Origin of the sequence: Streptomyces sp. NPDC048565, from assembly GCF_040650935.1 — a bacterium.
Classification (GTDB): Bacteria; Actinomycetota; Actinomycetes; order Streptomycetales; family Streptomycetaceae; genus Streptomyces.
In genome coordinates, this window is record NZ_JBEZIH010000039.1 from 25,703 (window position 1) to 41,907 (window position 16,205).

Sequence of the window (16,205 nt, forward strand, 5' to 3'; positions counted from 1 at the left end):
CAGCGCCACCCGCGGCCACCCTGGCTGAGTGACCGGGGGCGGCGCCACCCCCGTACCCCACTCCCTGCCCACCCACCGAGACCGAAAATGCCCGACCAGAAACCCGACAGAAACGAAGGCGCCCCCACCACGAATACCTACACAAACAACAGAACCAGGCGCAACGCAGTACCCAGGCGCGGGCAGCGTAGGCATGAGCAGATCATGCGGCAATTCCACGACACCCACGACTCCGCGCACCCCGTCCGACAAGACCGCCCCAGGCCGAGGGCATAAGTCCACCCTCCAGCCCATCGAGCCGGGCGAGCAGTTGGGCTTGACAGCGCCTGGGTACACCACCGCCATCTGCAGAACGGCAACTCCTCCCCCATCGCCGCGCTGGCGGCTCCCACGCAGCGCACCCGGCGCATCGAACCGGGCACCACGGTGACACCGCTGGGCTGGGAAAACCCCGTGCGGCTCGCCAAGGACCTGGCCACGGCCGAAGTCCTGTCCAGCCAGACGCCTCAACCCAGGCATCAACGTCGGTCCTCCCCTGTCCCACGACCGGGTCAAGAACGCCCCCTATCCACAGACCGCAGACACCGAGGACCTCAAATACCGGCGAGAAGAACGGCTGCTGGACCATGCACGAGACAAGCCCGCCACCGAATCCAACCGCACAGACACCCTCGAACCCTCGAAACCTTCAAAGCCCTCGAAGCCTCCTCCGACCATGCGCAGCCGCACTCACCAGCCCCGGAACGACGGACGCGATACAACAGCGCCGGCCTGCGACCGGCCCGGCCCGCGCGAACACGGAACGAACCCGCTGACCAACAGCGCCCCCAAAGCCCAAAACCCCAACGGCGAAACCACCGACTACAAGCCCTGGGAGGCGTCCTGCCGAGCGGGTGTCCGGGGGCGGTTGGAGTCAGAGGCGGGACTGCAGCTGTACTCGTGAGCTGACCCCCAGTTTGCGGTAGGTCCGGGTCAGGTGCTGCTCCACCGTGCTGGTCGTGAGGTAGAGCTTGCCGGCGATCTCCCGGTTGGTCAGGCCCTTTGCCGCGGCCTTGGCGACCCTCCGCTCCGCATCGGTGAGCGCAAGCATGTCGACATCCGCCCCCTCCAGCACGTCCGGCGCGCCGACCCGACGAGCGGGTAGTTCCACGAAGCACGCCTGCTTGATGCTGTTGGTCTTGCGTGCCACTGACCGCGCCCGGCCGGCATCGCCCAGTTGGGTGTACGCATCGTGCAGGGCGGCGAGCGCACTCGCCAACTCGCACTTGTCCCCGCTTCGGTGCAGCACATCCACGGCCTCGCGCAGCATAGGTGGTCGAAGGTGCAGTTCGCGGGTCGCTGCCAGCAGTCGCATGGTTCGTCCGCGCACCCGCAGGTGGCCGTCCGTACCGATCCGGCGCAGTTGCTCGCGAGCGTAGCGCGCGGCTGTTTCGTGGTTCCCGAGTTGCAGGTGAGCGGCGGCCATCTCCGTGCGCCACGGCAGTCTCTCGGTTTGGGCCATCCCCCACTGGTCGAGCAGGTCAGCGACGTTCTGGAAATCGTCGAGGGCGATCTGGGCGAGACCGCGCTCGACGTAGTAGCGACCGCGCGCCAGCAGGTAGGACAGACCGAACGGCGTCTCGAACATCACGTCCGGCACCCGCAGGGCGAGCGTACGTGCCGCTTCGTCGTGTTTGCCCTGCAGTGTTTGCGCCGTCAGCAGGGTACTCAACGGTTCAGCGGCCAGCACGCCCCATTCGGCGACCGGGATGATTTCGAGCGCGGCGGTCGCCCTGGAGACCGCGACGCCGAGCGACCCCCGGCGCAAGGCGATGTCCGCTGCGATCGAGCAAAACAGCGCACGCCAGGTGGGTGCCTGGAGGTCGAGACAGGTCTGCGTCAGTTCGCGGCACCGCTGCTCGGCTTCCTCCAGTCGCTCGGCATGCACCATCGTGTTCAACGCGAGAATCAGCGGCAACAGATTGATCTCGGTCAGCGGCTGTTGCCAAAACGCCTCGTCGGCCTGGACCAGGCGTTCCGCGGTTGCCCCCTGGTGGTGGGAGCTCTGGAAGTGTTCGAGTAATCGGTAACCGATAGCGCCCGGAGGCATGATCGGCATGCCGCTCGCCCTGGTCTCACCGGCCACGCGCCGGAAGATGCCCGGATACATGTCAGCCAGCCACATCCGTACCATCTCGAACTCCCATGAGGGCCGGGAGCCCGGCGACACGTCGGCCACCAGCCGGGAGAGCACGGAGCAAGCATCCTCCACCCGCCCCTGGAGCAACAGCATGATGATGGGCATCGTCGTGTGCCGGCCCCGAAGTCGGCCGCTCAGCATCGCCTCGGTCAGCTCGGGCAGATGTCCGGCCGAGGCTCGCAGATCGTCCCGCCACTCCGCCCGCAGCAGCAGGGCCAGAATCTCCACCCGGCGCCGGTCGTCGGTTTCGACCTGGTAGGCCAGCCGCAGCAGCTCTGTGGCCCGCCGTGAGTTGCCCTCCTTCAGCACCTGCCGTGCCCCCTCCACCAGGTTCAGCGCGGCCGAGGGGTCGTCGAGGCGGCCGCAGGCGACGAAGTGCTCCGCGAGCGTCAAGGAGTCCGCGCCGCACGCCTTGAGCAGATCCACAGCGCGCCGGCTCAGTTCGGATCGATCTGCGGCCGAGAAGGCGTCCAGTACGGCGCCGGCCATGATCGGGTGCCGCATCCGTCCGGCCTCCACCAAACCGATCCGGGTCAGTACCTGCATGGCGGCAGCGACCTGGTCCGACGCGAAGCCGACCAGCCGGTCCAGGTACGCGAACTGCGACGGCTCGCCGATCACCGAGATCGCACCCGCGACCCGTAGCGTCACCGGATCGCACCGGCGCAGGATGAGCTGGACCGCCCGCTCGAACTCGGGCCCGGTGTTCAGCTCGGCCGGCGGGTCGTCGGCGCGGGTGGCAGCCCGGTTGTCCTCCAGTAACGCATGCAGCAGCAGCAGATTGCCGCCGGTGAACTGGTATGCCTTCGCGGCCAGTTCTGTCGAAACGGACTCGTGGAGTCGCTCGGTCATGAGCTCCGCGACTCCGCTCGACGAAAGTGGAGCCAGCAACAGCCGCCGCAAGTAGGCCTGCTGGTAGAGCTCGGCACACAATAGCTGGGAGTTACTCGGAGACGCCTCGATGTCGTCGTCGCGCCAGCCAAGGACGATCAGGATGCGGGCGAGCCGGGCACGGCGGATCAGATAGATCAGCCAATCCTGGGAGAACGCATCGAGATACTGTGTGTCGTCGATGGCGATCACCACCGGGTTCTGCTCGGCCAACTCCAGAACCACCGTCGCCAACCCGTCCAGCACTCGAGAGCGACTCACCCCGTCGCTCGCGGCATCGGCGAGCAGCTGGTGGTCGAGCAAACCACTCACGATCTCCGCTCTGTCGCGGTCGAAGACCTCACCAGCAAGCAGCTGACGCACGATGCCCAAGGAAAGCGAGCACTCGGTCGGCGCCCCACTAGCCCGGAGTAGACGCGCCCCCGCCCCACGGGCCCGGTCGTCGAACTCCTCGAGCAGCGCTGTCTTTCCGGTCCCGACAACCCCCTGAAGCACGACAACCCGCACTCCCCCAGCCTCGGACTCGGCAAAAGCTGCAGCAAGCTCAGCGAGCTCAGACTGTCGCTCGAACATGCACGATCCCCTGTCATTCAGCAGCGGTTCCTACGTCGCGCGCACCGACAGACCGCGCGGAAGAAGGATCGGAAATACAGAAATCCCCCGATTGAGACAAGACATCAGTGCCACAAGACAGATGACCATCCGTAGGGCGACATTGGCCTGGACCGTGTGGTCGTGGCACGCGGAGGCAGCCCACCTGACCCTGCGTCGAGGGGCGGCCCGCCGCTGCTGAGAACAGCACCCGTGATGTCTCGAGCGAATAGGGCGTAGTCGTTGACGGGTCCCGGGGGCGGTCCGGTCGCGCACAGCCCTGTGCTTGCCCCAGGCGGGCGACGCGATGGCGAGAACGCCCAGGTGCGGACCGGGCCCGCGCCTTATATCCGCGTGACATCATGAAAAGTGGCAGGGAGTCGGATCAGTACCTGCGTATAACCTCGGGGGAATTCCGACAGCCTAGCTCCGTCGCCCGGCTGCAGGTAGATGTTCGGGTTCCGATCGGCGGATCCTCAAAGGTGGATCCCCGGTGTACGGACACGGCGTTGAGGAGACATCTCCGGGAGGCGAGGCCATCAGTGGTCTCGGACGAATACCGGAGGTGTGGGGAGAGACGGGCGGAATGCACCTTGCGTTGTGTCCGGTCGAGACGCTGCATGTATGGAATGCGACCGGGGCAGAATGGTGAACTGCCTGTGGCTCGACTTCAGTTGGGGGAGCGTGGTTGCCCGGTAGTAGTTGGCTTCGTATGCCACCGGCAGTATGTTCCGTATCTCACCGTGGCGCCGACGGTAGTAGTACCGGTCCCACCCTGCGGTGCTGGACTCGCCGTGAGAACGCGGCGTCGGCGTCGAGGGACAGACCGAGGGCGGCAGTAGCCGTCACTCCGAGTCGCAGCAGGTTCTTGCGCAATGTGGTCACACCTTTCAAGACTCTGGCCGGGCCACCGAGGTTGACAGTGCAGAACATTTATTCCCCAGATAGTGTGCACACGGAAGATCACAACGTCAACAACGGACGTCCTACCTCACGTTCGGGCGGCATCATGAGGACCGCGAGAGGGATGAGGACCGCGAGAGGCGGGTACGCGCGCGCACCCGCACGGCGATCGTGGACAATCAATGGCCGAGAAAAGTATCTCCCGTGGCCCCCGTGGTTTGAATGACCCCGGAATTGAACAGGCCTATCGTGGGCTCCGTCAGCGCGTTGTCGTACGCGTCGCCGACCGAGCCTATCGAGGCCGTGACGCCGGCCACGTCGAGGTCTTCGGCGCGGCGGAAGCGGGTATATCGAGGGTCGTTCCATGGCTCGAGATCCTTTAGACGAAACCGAGTCCTCATCCTGCCCGGGACGGTTCACCGACCTCGGCCCCCAACTCGTCGCTCACGGCCACGCCTGCCTCCGCGATGCCCGGCGAGTCCCCACCCGCCCCGGTTCAAGGGCTCGGCGGGATCCAAGTGTTCGAGCGGGGCTCCCTGCTCGGCCGGCACGTCGATCAGGAGACGCGCCACAGTGCCGCGCATCACCGGCCGGAATCTCGGGGCACCGGGCGGAATACGTTGATGCTGCCGAGGTGCCGGGCACGCTTGTCCTCGTCCCGCACGCCGAGACCCTCTTCCGGCGCAAGGCACAGCACGCCGACCTTGCCGTGGTGCGCGTTGCGGTGCACGTCGAGCGCGGCCTGGCCGGTGTCCTCCAGCGCGTAGGACTTCGACAGCGTCGGGTGGATGAACCCCTTGTCGATCAGCCGGTTTGCCTCCCACGACTCCCGGTAGTTCGCGAAGTGCGATCCTACGATCCGCTTGAGGTTCATCCACAGGTACCGGTTGTCGAACTGGTGCGTGTACCCCGAGGTGGACGCGCAGGTCACGATCGTGCCGCCCTTGCGGGCCGCGTAGACCGAAGCGCCGAACGTCTCCCGGCCCGGGTGCTCGAACACGATGTCCGCGTCGTCGCCGCCGGTCAGCTCCCTGATTCGGGAACCGAACCGCTGCCACTCCTTCGGGTCCTGGGTGTGTTCGTCCCGCCAGAACCGGTACCCCTCGGCGCTGCGGTCGATGACCAGCTCCGCACCGAGGCGGTGGCAGATCTCCACCTTCTCCGGACTGGACACGACGCACACCGGGATGCCGCCGCCGTTGAGCACGTACTGCGTGGCATAGGAGCCGAGCCCGCCGGAGGCACCCCAGATCAGGACCACGTCGCCCTGCTTCATGTTCGCACCGTTGCGCGACACCAGCTGCCGGTACGCGGTCGAGTTGACCAGCCCGGGGCTTGCCGCCTCCTCCCACGTCAGGTGCGCGGGTTTGGGCATCAGCTGGTTCGCCTTCACCAGGGAGATCTCGGCGAGGCCACCGAAGTTGGTCTCGAAGCCCCAGATCCGCTGCTCGGGATCGAGCATCGTGTCGTCGTGGCCCTCGGGGCCTTCCAGCTCAACGCTGAGGCAGTGGGCCACGACCTCGTCGCCGGGCTTCCAGCGGTGTACCCCGGGCCCGGTCCGCAGCACGACACCCGAGGCGTCCGAGCCGACCACGTGGTGGGGCAGGTCGTGCCGCTTCGACAGCGGGGACAGCTTCCCGTAGCGCCGGAGGAACTTGAAGGTCGGCAAGGGTTCGAAGATCGAGGTCCAGACCGTGTTGTAGTTGATCGCGCTCGCCATTACCGCGATCAGCGCCTCACCGGGCCCGAGCTCCGGTGTCGGGACCTCCTCCACATGCAGCGATCTGCGCGGGTCCCTGTCCGCGCCGGCGATGCCCTCGAACATCTCGGTCTCCTCGGCGTGCACGGTCACGCCGCGGTAGCTCTCCGGCACCCGCAGCCCGGCCAGCGCGCCCGGGTCCCCGGTCACGACGGCCTGCTGGATCTCCTTGAGCTCTGCGTTCGGCACGGATTCCCTTCCTTCGCTGATCCGGTTCACGACAGGAGGCCCGCATGGGCCTCGTCGTCCCTCGGCCGGCCGTTCCCCTCTGCCCGTGCGGCACGGCCGGGGGGCGTTCGTGCCGTGGGGCCGAGCGGAGCCCGGCCCTGCGGCGCGATGCGAAACGGTCGGACTCAGTCGTGGTGCGCGGTGGCCAGCGCCTTGCTGCGCCACGGGGCGATGTGGTCCGCGACCATCGCGTTCTTGACCTCGAGGCGCTCGTAGGCGTCGCTGCCCACCAGCAGGTGCGAGGGCAGCGTCCCGCCGTCGATCACCTCGACGATCAGCGCCGCGCCCTTGGCCGGGTCCCCGGGCTGGGCGTGGTTGGCCGCGGCGACCCCGTCGCGCACGAGGTGGGCGGGGGTGCCGTCGTAAGCCGCCAGCCGCGCTCCGGAGACCGACATGGAGCTGGCGTCGAAGAGGTCGGTGCGCAACGCCCCGGGCTCGACGACCATGCTCTGGATCCCCAGGGGACCCAGCTCGGCGGTGAGGGCTTCGCTGATGCCGGCGACCGCGAACTTCGTGGCGCTGTACAGGCTCACCCCGGGCTCGCCCTCGAATCCCGCCCGGGAGCCGATGTGCACGATCTTGCCTTTCCCGGCGGCACGCATCGTCGGCAGGACCGCTCGCGTCACGTTGATCAGGCCGAAGACGTTGACGTCGAACAGCGACCTGGCCTCGGCGTCGGTGACCTCCTCCAGTGCGCCCACCAGCACGCGACCCGCGTTGTTGACCAGCACGTCGATCGTGGCGAACCGGTCGACCACCTGCGCGACGGCACGGTCGATCTGGGCCTGGTCGGTGACATCGAGGGTGCAGGGATGGCATCGCTCGGCGCGGCGCAGGTCGTCGGGCAACGCGTCGACATGCCGGACGCCGACGACGACGTCGTGACCCGCCTTCAGGGCCTGCCGCCCTATCTCGGCGCCCAGGCCTCGGCCGGCTCCGGTGATGAACCATGTCGCCATGACGGAAACGTCTCCTTCTGCAGGTATCGGTGCTCGCTGCCGGACCGGGTCCACGGCCCGGCGGGGTTCCTTCTTGATCTGGCGGTGTCGCTCGCGGTGTGCGACGGCTGTTCGGCCGAGGTCGCCGTTCTGCGTGGGACCCGCAAAGTGTTCGGCCCGGCCGCGTCCGATCCGGGTGTCCCGGCCGCTCACTGCGCCGGTGGGCGACCCGGTGCCGGGTCATCGCTACGGGCCACCGCCGGGGCCGCGACCCGCACGACCGTCCAGCGGAGCGCCGGTGCCACAGCCCCGGACACGAGATCCCCTGGCCACGTACGGCGACCACGGACGGGCATGTCACGACGGCACGGTCAGGCCTCTCCGGCCACCTCGTCCGCGTACTTGCGGTTCATGTGCTCGAGCGCCGCGCCGGCTGCGATGCTCGCCTCCTCGCGCCGCGCGAGAATCCGGGCCCGGGCGTCGTGGGACGCCTGGGCGTGGGTCTTCCCTGATCCCTGGAAGTGCGGGGCGACCTGACGGGCGATGAGTTCCCACGAGTGCCACTTCGCCGTCGGGCCGGCCCAGTCGTGTGCCAGCAGCAGCACGGTGCCGAACCCGCCGGACTGGTCGACCATGCGCTGGATCTGGCGGCGGACGTCGTCGGCCGTGCCGATCGCGCCCAGGCCCGATTCGTTGACGAACTCGATCAGTTCCCGCGTGCTGCCGTCGGGCAGCGCGATCCCAGGCGTGGCCGCGTTGTCGTTCAGGTGTCTCAACCAGTCCTGCAGCCCGAACTCGACGTCGCGGTATGCCTGCTCCCGGGTCTCGGCGACATGCACGTTGGTCACCAGCCGCCAGGTCGCACGGTCGGGCGCCGGCCGTCCCGCATGGGCGGCGCGCTCGGTGGCGATCCCCCAGTGGTACGCCAACGCGTCGAATCCGCCCTGGCTCATGGTCGCCCCGAGCGAGATCAGGCTCGCACCGCGGCTGCCGGCCAGGCGCGCTCCGGTCGGCGACGCCGTCGCGGCCACCGCGATCTCGAAGCACGGCTCGGTGTACGGGCGCAGCTGCAGCGTCGCGTCGACCAGTGTGTGGCTTCCGACCGTCGTGGTGACCGATTCACCGGCCAACAGCCGCTGGATGATGTCGAGATGGGTCTCAAGGAGCTCGCGGCTCTCGGTGGGGGTCATGCCGATCATGGCGACGTCGGAGGGCAGGGAGCCAGGACCGACCCCGAGCATCACCCGGCCCTGCGTGAGGTGGTCGAGCATCACCATGCGGTCGGCCACCCACAGCGGATGGTGGTATGGGATCGAGGCCATACCGGTCCCGAGGCGGATCCGGGTGGTGCGCTCCGCTGCCGCCGCGATGAAGATCTCGGGCGAGGCGATGAGGTCCCGGCCGGTCGAGTGGTGCTCCCCGATCCACGCCTCGTCAAAGCCCAGCCGGTCGAGGTGGGCCATGAAGTCCAGGTCGTGACGCAGCCACCAGGTCGGGCTCTCCCCGAGCGGGTGGATCGGGGGCAGGAACGCACCGAAGCGCAGACTGGTCACAGGTTCTCCACCGGGTCGGCGTCCACATCAGTCGCTCGCGGCCGCGGCGCCTCCACCCGGCGGGCGGTGATCGCGCAGGCGACGAGCGGACGCGGACGGGTGTGCTCGGGCTGGTCGGTCGGCACCTGGCGCACGTCCTCGTAGCGTGTGACCAGCCGGCCGGTCTTGCCGCCAGCGAGCCGGAACCGGGTGACCGGCCGGTCCCGTTGCAGCTCGTTCAGCTCCGGCGGGGGATGGGAGAGTGACGGCGTGGGCGGGAAGGGGGTCACGGCTGGGGCTTGGTCGGCATGAACCATGAGAATGAGCCTCCGGAGAGCTGCGTGCGCCCAACGGTAGGCTCTGCGACTCGGCGAGCCATCCCCTAGCTTTCCGGTGAGCCATCCCCTAGTTGTCACGAGGCATCTCTGGGGTCTCTGGGGTCTTCTGGACCCCTCCGGCGGGCAAGTTCCCTGGCAGCGAGGTGGCAACGCATTCTCGGGGGTCCGGGTGTGCGGGCTGCGTACCTGTTGCCCGGCTGATCTGTCCGATGCGGAGTGGGAGATCTTCTGTCCGCCGGTTCCGGAGGTCAAGCCCGGTGGCCGGGCCGGCCGTCCAGCGCGTCGCCCGCGAGTTCGGTGACCCAGGCGCCGTCACGGATGTCGCCGCCGGGTTCGACGACCCGGCCGGCGCCCAGGCCGATGCCGGGACCGTGAGTACGGCCTGGCGGACGGCGTCGGCGATCGTCATGCCGAACGGGTACGACAGCCGTCTGCCGCGTTCGGCGAGCCAGGGCACGAAGGCGGGGGCGCCGTCTCCGGAGTCGGTGCGGACCAGGGCTGCCGTCCGCACCGGTAAGTCCTCAGCAACTGTGCCGGGGCGAGTTGGGCGGCGGTGATGTGGTCGGCGGCGGCGTTGCTGCCTGCGTTGCCGTGCCACAGCAGGCCCGCGACCGGTTCGCCGGTCCCGCCCCGGGCGTGGTCGACGAAGCCCATCAGGGGGTGGTGGCCGAACGTCTTCTTCCTGCCCCCAGGCCCGGTCATGCCGACGACGACGCCAGCATCGCGGGACCAGCCGCTATCAATGCGAGGTGGCCACGCTCGCAGACACCTGACGATCTACGGCTGGAGTACTGGAAGCAGGGGCACCTCGCCAGTCCCATGAGACACATTGCCGCTCTCTGAAGATCAATCATGCGGCTCTGATCGGGATCCCCTGAATACCTCGCAGTGTGAAGTCGGGGCCGAATTTTATTTCGCCCGCGACCTCGAAATCTGGCAACTTGTCCAGCAGCCGATTCAACCAGATGCGCATCTCCATCCGAGCCATATGAATTCCGAGGCAAATGTGAGGCCCGAAACCGAAGCCCATGTGTGCTTTTCGGAGGCGGAAGATGTCGAAGGAGTTCGGGTTGTCCCAGCGAGCGGGATCGCGATTCGCGCAACCCAGGAGAGACACGACCGCGGAGCCCTCGGGGATCGTGAAACCCTCGACCTGCGACTCGTCGCTGCAGGCAAAGCGCAGAACCGACTGTGTGAGAGTCGACCAGCGGTGGACCTCCTCGAGTGCGGCCGGAACGAGTGACCTGTCGGCGACCAGTGCGCGACGCTGGTCGGGATGGCGTCCCAGCGCATACAGCATCATCGCCATCACCTGCGCCGTACTCTCATTCGCCGCAACCGTCAGCATCGTCCCGTTCGCCAATATTTCCCGATCAGGCATGGACGGCGCGAAATCGTCGAACACCATCTGGGCCATAAGCGATCCATCACTCACCCCCCGCGCACGGTGTTTTTCGATGAGGCCGGCGATGTACGAGTTCAGGGCGACTGCTGCCGCAGCGCCGTCGGCGACAACCTCCTGACCCTTCGGAGTCGGGTCCAGCCGTGCGCCGAGAACCGCCGCCGTGGCGTCACTCCATTTGATGAAGTCTTCGTACACGTCCTCTTCGGCGCCCATCAATTGGGCGGTGACAACAGTGGGGATGATCCGTGTCATCCCCGCGAGAGCGTCGAGAGATTCACCGGAGCGGAGGCGTTCAACGAATTGATCCACGTATACGTCCACAACTCGCTGTATTCGCTCCGCCCAGTCGGCTTCGACAGCCCTGCGCTCGAATCCTGGCTCCCAGATCCGGCGGACCGTCTGATGTCGTGCACCATCGGTTCCGAGAAAGGTCGGTCCGCCGAACGCTTTCTCCATCTCCGGGAGCACGTTCGCAGAGTTGAAATGGCTGATGTCACCGAGCACTCGCGCACAGTTGTGATGCGAGGTGATCATGTACTGATCGTGGTGAGAGTTGTAGACGACCGGCCCCAGGGCTCGCCATGCGGCCATGGTCTCATAGGGGTCCTGCACGAAGTCAGGATCGAGCATGTTCAGGTCCACGGTGGGACATTCCGTCGCTGCAGAGTTCATTGCACGTCTTCCCTCTGATCGGGATCGATATCACCGGGCGTCATCGCGGCCAACACGTGTTCAGCGGGAACGCTGTAGCGATGCGCATCGATCGTGTGTAGCTGGGACAGGCGGATGAGGTCATCTTCGTCAGTCGCCTCGATGAGACCTCCGCACATCGGGCAGCTCACTTCAAATCCGACGGCCATGGCCGGGCCCCCTTCCGGTTCGACAAGAGCACACGACTCACGCAGTCGGCTATCTCGGCGACGTGGTCGTGCATGAAGAAATGGCCTCCGGTCAGGACCTTCATCTCGAAGGATCCCGCTGCGTGACCTCGCCAAGCGCTCGCTTCGTCGATCGACACGCTCGGATCACGGTCGCCGGTCATGGCCATGACCGGCGCGTTCAAGGTCGTCCCTGTCGTTGGCGCACGGTACGTCTCGACGGCCCGATAGTCGCCACGGATAGCGGGAAGGATCACGCGTCTCATCTCGTCGTCGTCGAGAAGGGCCGGGTCGGTTCCGCCCAGCGATCGGAGGTTGGCGATGATGCTGTCGTCGTCGGCCGCATGAAAATCCTCGTCACGATGACACGACGGGGCGCGGCGCCCGGACGCGAACAATGCGAGCGGCGCGCGTCGGTCATCTCGCTGGAAGCGGCGCGCCACCTCGAACGCCACCAACGAACCCATGCTGTGACCGAAGAACGCGAGTGGCTGCGTCTCCCACGGGATCAACGCCTCACAGATCTCATCGGCGAGTTGGCCGATGTCCTCGATCAACGGCTCGTGCCGGCGGTCCTGTCGCCCTGGATACTGGACTCCGAGCGCCGATATATCTGGTTCGAGCGAGTTTGCCAGCGGGCGGAAATATCCCGCGGAACCGCCCGCGAACGGAAAGCAGACGAGGTGCACTCGACCGGGCCGAGGTGAGCTTCGCAGCGGCCTGATCCATGATCCGCCACTCGTGGTTGATGCGTGCACGTTCCTTCTTTCTCGGGCCACGCGACCCGCAGTACTCCTGACCGCCGAGAACCGGATCTGAAGCAATCGGTGCACGACGACGTGGTCGGCACCGGCCGCGGTGAGTTCTGCTGGGCGGACACGCGACGGCAGCCTCGGACCGTAACTGTCCGGTCTACTGATCGAATGGGCTCTCCCCTGCCGGAAATTCGAAGGTTCCGATTTCCGGCCTGGTCAACGGGATCACTTTGCGACTGGAGAACTTCCAGACCCCGTTCTCGCGAACGTATTCATCCTTGTAGTACGCGGTAGCCCGAGAGATCCCGCCGGCTCGAACATCACCCTGGGCGAACACATGACAGTTACCGGACGCCCGGGATTCGAGAATCTCGTCGATCACATGGTTGACCGTCATGTGGCAGAGATTCTCCATCTGTCCGTAGATGTCGGCTTCGAAGTGATGCCGTATCTCGTCCTTCCCCGTGAACTTTCCCAGCCCGAAGCTTTCTTCGTCGAAAACCGGGCTGTCGTCGCTCCACAGCTCCATCAAAGAATCGAACTGGCGAGTATCGAGTCGATGAGCGTATTTGGCCGTCAGCTCAATGATATCGAGTCGATCGACCATGAGAGAGACTGCGTTCTCTGCCGCCATGTGAAAACCTCCGGTAACTCGTTCGCGCGCCTGAGACGCTGACAGTACTTCGATTGAGCGATGAGCGACGTCTTGTTCGTGGACCGGCCCCGACCTCTATCGAAGTTTATTGGGAAGCATCATTCCAGCATCCACGGGAAGAGTGATCCCAGTGATGTGACGTGCCTCTTCCGACGCCAGATAGACCACGGCGTCGCTGATCCCTCGCGAGTCCAGCCAGCCGGTGGGCAGCGCGCTCATTTCCTTCATCACTTCGTTTGCGTCCTCCGGTGTCGGATCGTCGATCTCGGGCAGGTAGATCTGTCGCATCGGAGCATTGTTGACCATCGGCGTGTCGACATTTCCGGGATTGACCGAGTTCACGCGAATGTTGTGTGGTGCCAGTTCTGCCGCCAAGGCACGCATCAACCCGACCACACCGTGCTTGGACGCGGTGTAGTGCGCCATGGTCGGTACACCGATCAACCCCGCGGTCGAGCTGATGAAGACCAGTGATCCACCTTCATTCCGTTCGATCATGTGGGGAATCACCGCTTTGACGGTCTTCCACGATCCTGTCAGATTGACGTCGATGATTTCTTGCCAGGCTTCATCGGTAAGTTCCCATGAGAACCCGAAGCTTGACATTCCGGCATTTGCGCACACGACGTCGATATGACCGAACTCCGCTATCGCCTCGTCGACGACTCCCTGCAACTCGTTGAAGTTGCGCGTATCCGCCCGGCGCGCAATGATCCGCCGGCCCAGCTGTTCGACCAGTTTCGTCGTCGAGGAAAGATCTTGACCGTTCGCTCCTGGATACGGCGTGGTTTCGAGATCTGCGCACAGGTCAACAGCTACGATGTCTGCCCCTTCTTGAGCAAGTCGCACCGCATGCGAACGCCCCATTCCACGTGCAGCGCCAGTAACCAATGCGACTTTCCCGGCGGTCCGGCCCATTACTCAACCTCCACGTCAGAAAACAGGGGTGTTTTATTCACGGCGGAATGCCATGAACATTGAAACCTGAGCGCTCTCAGCTCATCACTGCACCGCGGGGTCGTTCACTCGGCGGAGGCAAACATGATCAGTTTCACGTCGGCTCCTTCCACCTTACCGAGATCGTAGGGGCGCCAGGCCATGAAACCTGTTTGGCCAAGATATCGGCCACTGGTACCCATACTCGGATAGTAAGCCCAGCCCCCTGACAGGAGTGACCCGAGATCGATCCAGCCGGCCACCCGGATCGTTCCGGACCCGTCCTCGAAGACGACTTCATTGGTCAGGTAAGCCATGAACTGCTTGTCGGATTCTCGCTGATAGAGAATCTTGTAGCCACCTGAGGTGGTGGCCACCTTTTCACCGGACTTCGTGAACAGGGCGTGCTCGTAGCTACCACCCTGCCCGACCTGGATATTCTGGAAGTCCTCGATGTCAGTGGTGGCACTGATCGTTGTCTCGACCAGTTCCTCATAGCTGTTGTTCACAGTTTCTACCCTTTCTTGGGCGAGTGTTTCAGACCTTGCGGTAGACGTCTTTGAGCACGATCTTCCCGTCGCTCAGGATGAAGAGGTCAACACCACGATTTACCACCTTTCCGTCATCGGTTTCCACGGTCCACCGAACCAGCCCCATGTTCTCGTCAAACATGATCGGCGATTCGAACTTCCCGTCGACCCCGGAGGCGATCATCTTTTCGCGCATCGCGTTCATACTGGTGATCAGATCGCCGATCTGGTCCTTCGTGTGGACCTTCCCGAGTCCGTCTCCGTCGGGCGTGATCCACTCCCCGTCATCAGCAAAACATTCGACGGCTGTCTCGATGTCGCCGGCACCCGAGCTCTCGAAAAATCGGTCAATCACTTCTGCTGACATGGGTCCGCTCCGTTCTCGTCGTTGACGGTTCTCATGAATCATGCGTGCAGCCTGACCGGCAGCCGCTCCAAACCACGGAACTGCAAGGTGTAACGCCAGGTGAGTCGTTCCAGGGACTCGGCCGCTTCCCAGCGCCGGAACCTGTCCAACAGCCGGGACAGCACGATTTCACCCTCCAGTCGTGCCAGCGGTGCGCCGACACAATGGTGGATTCCGTGGCCGAAGGCCAGGTGCGTAGCCGCATTACGGCGAATATCCAGCCGGTCCGGATCCGCGAACCGATCCGGGTCTCGATTCGCCGAGGACAGCGCCAGAAACACCACTTCGCCGGCGGGGATGACAGTATCGCCGACCTCCACCGGTTCGGTGGTGTAGCGCAATGTGGAAAGGTTCAACGGGCTTTCATAACGCAGGAATTCCTCCACTGCGTTCGGTATGAGGGTGGCATCGCCGCGCAACAGCTCCAACTGTTCGGGGTGCTTCAGCAGTGCGTACACCGAGCTGCTGATCAAGTTCGCGGTGGTCTCGTACCCTGCGTTCATCATCAGGAAGATGGTGGAGAGCAGCTCGGACTCCTCGAACCGCTCCTCGTTGTCCGGGTCGATCATCGCGTTGATCAGGTCGTCCGCGCCGTCATGACTGCTCGCCTTCTGGGCGACCAGGGTCCGGAAGTAGTCGAGCGACGCCATGTAGGCCTGGTACTTCTCCGCCGGCTCCGAGTCGACGCTGGTCAGCGCGCGGTTCCACCGGCGTAGATCGTGGTGGGCGGCGCGCGGTACGCCGAGCAACTCGCCGATCACCGCGATGGGGATGGCCATCGCCACCGACTCCACCAGGTCGATCTCGGCTCCCGTCGGGATCGAATCAAGCAGCTCGTCGGTGAGTTCCTCGATGCGCGGGCGCAGGTTCAGTGTCCGGCGCATCGTGAACGCCCTGCTGAACATCCGCCGCAGTCGCGAGTGCTGCGGCGGATCGCTGAACAGCATGCTGTCCGAGGTGATCGCCGCGCCCGAGACGTCCTCCGTGCTGTGCTTGGCGATGATCGGTGCCGCACCCCCGGCCGCCTTCGAGAGTCGGGGATCGGCGAGCAGTCGGCGCACATCGCCGTATTCGGTGACCAGCCACGACCGCAGACCTGTGCTCAATGTCTTGATGACGAGCCGCCGAGGGCCCGTCCCGGCGCGCATCTCCCGGTAGGTCAGGTACGGGTCCTGGATGAAGCCCCAGTTCAACAGGTCGGCCTCGGCTGTCTCGGTGCCGGAGATGTGGGGCTTGGTGGAGTCGGTCATGAGGGACGTCCCTTGTGCTCAGGTGGCGGAA

The 16,205-nt window shown here is 65.4% G+C and carries 14 protein-coding genes and 1 pseudogene; 1 reads left to right on the plus strand and 14 read right to left on the minus strand.

The features are described from left to right. The first annotated feature begins 345 nt into the window (after window positions 1-345). Window positions 346-948, plus strand: a complete 603-nt coding sequence (locus tag AB0C75_RS33415) for an LLM class flavin-dependent oxidoreductase (protein ID WP_362895912.1) — start codon at window positions 346-348, stop codon at window positions 946-948. Here the strand turns inward: AB0C75_RS33415 and AB0C75_RS33420 are convergent. The 14 genes and pseudogenes from AB0C75_RS33420 to AB0C75_RS33485 form a co-directional block, all read right to left on the minus strand. Then, the gene (locus AB0C75_RS33420; RefSeq protein WP_362895882.1) at window positions 914-3,643 is read right to left on the minus strand and encodes an AAA family ATPase; all 2,730 of its coding nucleotides are present in this window, start codon (window positions 3,641-3,643) and stop codon (window positions 914-916) included. The genes AB0C75_RS33415 and AB0C75_RS33420 overlap by 35 nt on opposite strands. Window positions 3,644-5,147: 1,504 nt before the next feature. Beyond that, on the minus strand, window positions 5,148-6,488 hold the full coding sequence (gene ccrA, locus AB0C75_RS33425; RefSeq protein WP_362895913.1) for a crotonyl-CoA carboxylase/reductase: 1,341 nt from the start codon (window positions 6,486-6,488) through the stop codon (window positions 5,148-5,150). A gap of 188 nt (window positions 6,489-6,676) precedes the next feature. Next, window positions 6,677-7,510 (minus strand): SDR family oxidoreductase, encoded by an 834-nt coding sequence (locus AB0C75_RS33430; protein WP_362895884.1) that lies wholly within the window; start codon window positions 7,508-7,510, stop codon window positions 6,677-6,679. A 350-nt stretch (window positions 7,511-7,860) separates the two neighbouring features. Then, complete coding sequence (locus AB0C75_RS33435; RefSeq protein ID WP_362895886.1) at window positions 7,861-9,042, minus strand: LLM class flavin-dependent oxidoreductase; 1,182 nt, start codon at window positions 9,040-9,042, stop codon at window positions 7,861-7,863. Then, window positions 9,039-9,338, minus strand: a complete 300-nt coding sequence (locus tag AB0C75_RS33440) for a hypothetical protein (protein ID WP_362895888.1) — start codon at window positions 9,336-9,338, stop codon at window positions 9,039-9,041. The genes AB0C75_RS33435 and AB0C75_RS33440 overlap by 4 nt, the downstream gene beginning before the upstream one ends. Before the next feature lie 284 nt (window positions 9,339-9,622). Then, a pseudogene (locus AB0C75_RS33445) lies at window positions 9,623-10,040 on the minus strand (transposase); the annotation flags it as partial. 169 nt (window positions 10,041-10,209) lie between these two features. Continuing rightward, window positions 10,210-11,406 carry a cytochrome P450 gene (locus AB0C75_RS33450; protein ID WP_362895890.1) on the minus strand — a complete coding sequence of 399 codons (1,197 nt, stop codon included), beginning with the start codon at window positions 11,404-11,406 and terminating at the stop codon, window positions 10,210-10,212. A 26-nt stretch (window positions 11,407-11,432) separates the two neighbouring features. Continuing rightward, the gene (locus tag AB0C75_RS33455; protein ID WP_362895892.1) at window positions 11,433-11,624 is read right to left on the minus strand and encodes a hypothetical protein; all 192 of its coding nucleotides are present in this window, start codon (window positions 11,622-11,624) and stop codon (window positions 11,433-11,435) included. Beyond that, complete coding sequence (locus AB0C75_RS33460; RefSeq protein WP_362895894.1) at window positions 11,603-12,475, minus strand: alpha/beta fold hydrolase; 873 nt, start codon at window positions 12,473-12,475, stop codon at window positions 11,603-11,605. The genes AB0C75_RS33455 and AB0C75_RS33460 overlap by 22 nt, the downstream gene beginning before the upstream one ends. A 79-nt stretch (window positions 12,476-12,554) precedes the next feature. Beyond that, window positions 12,555-13,031, minus strand: a complete 477-nt coding sequence (locus AB0C75_RS33465) for a nuclear transport factor 2 family protein (protein ID WP_362895896.1) — start codon at window positions 13,029-13,031, stop codon at window positions 12,555-12,557. A 96-nt stretch (window positions 13,032-13,127) separates the two neighbouring features. Beyond that, entirely contained in the window at window positions 13,128-13,970 is an 843-nt protein-coding gene (locus AB0C75_RS33470) for a mycofactocin-coupled SDR family oxidoreductase (RefSeq protein WP_362895898.1), read from the minus strand. Window positions 13,971-14,074: 104 nt separating this feature from the next. Continuing rightward, on the minus strand, window positions 14,075-14,497 hold the full coding sequence (locus tag AB0C75_RS33475) for a hypothetical protein (RefSeq protein ID WP_362895900.1): 423 nt from the start codon (window positions 14,495-14,497) through the stop codon (window positions 14,075-14,077). 28 nt (window positions 14,498-14,525) lie between these two features. Beyond that, complete coding sequence (locus AB0C75_RS33480; protein WP_362895901.1) at window positions 14,526-14,885, minus strand: nuclear transport factor 2 family protein; 360 nt, start codon at window positions 14,883-14,885, stop codon at window positions 14,526-14,528. Between the two features lie 38 nt (window positions 14,886-14,923). Beyond that, window positions 14,924-16,174 carry a cytochrome P450 gene (locus AB0C75_RS33485; protein ID WP_362895902.1) on the minus strand — a complete coding sequence of 417 codons (1,251 nt, stop codon included), beginning with the start codon at window positions 16,172-16,174 and terminating at the stop codon, window positions 14,924-14,926. Window positions 16,175-16,205 lie beyond the last annotated feature (31 nt).

Excerpts from the sequence above, each read along its gene's own strand:
- AB0C75_RS33420 (WP_362895882.1), bottom strand. The coding sequence starts at position 3,643 with ATGTTCGAGCGACAGTCTGAGCTCGCTGAGCTTGCTGCAGCTTTTGCC.
- AB0C75_RS33430 (WP_362895884.1), bottom strand. The coding sequence starts at position 7,510 with ATGGCGACATGGTTCATCACCGGAGCCGGCCGAGGCCTGGGCGCCGAG.
- AB0C75_RS33440 (WP_362895888.1), bottom strand. The coding sequence starts at position 9,338 with ATGGTTCATGCCGACCAAGCCCCAGCCGTGACCCCCTTCCCGCCCACG.
- AB0C75_RS33455 (WP_362895892.1), bottom strand. The coding sequence starts at position 11,624 with ATGGCCGTCGGATTTGAAGTGAGCTGCCCGATGTGCGGAGGTCTCATC.
- AB0C75_RS33465 (WP_362895896.1), bottom strand. The coding sequence starts at position 13,031 with ATGGCGGCAGAGAACGCAGTCTCTCTCATGGTCGATCGACTCGATATC.
- AB0C75_RS33470 (WP_362895898.1), bottom strand. The coding sequence starts at position 13,970 with ATGGGCCGGACCGCCGGGAAAGTCGCATTGGTTACTGGCGCTGCACGT.
- AB0C75_RS33480 (WP_362895901.1), bottom strand. The coding sequence starts at position 14,885 with ATGTCAGCAGAAGTGATTGACCGATTTTTCGAGAGCTCGGGTGCCGGC.
- AB0C75_RS33485 (WP_362895902.1), bottom strand. The coding sequence starts at position 16,174 with ATGACCGACTCCACCAAGCCCCACATCTCCGGCACCGAGACAGCCGAG.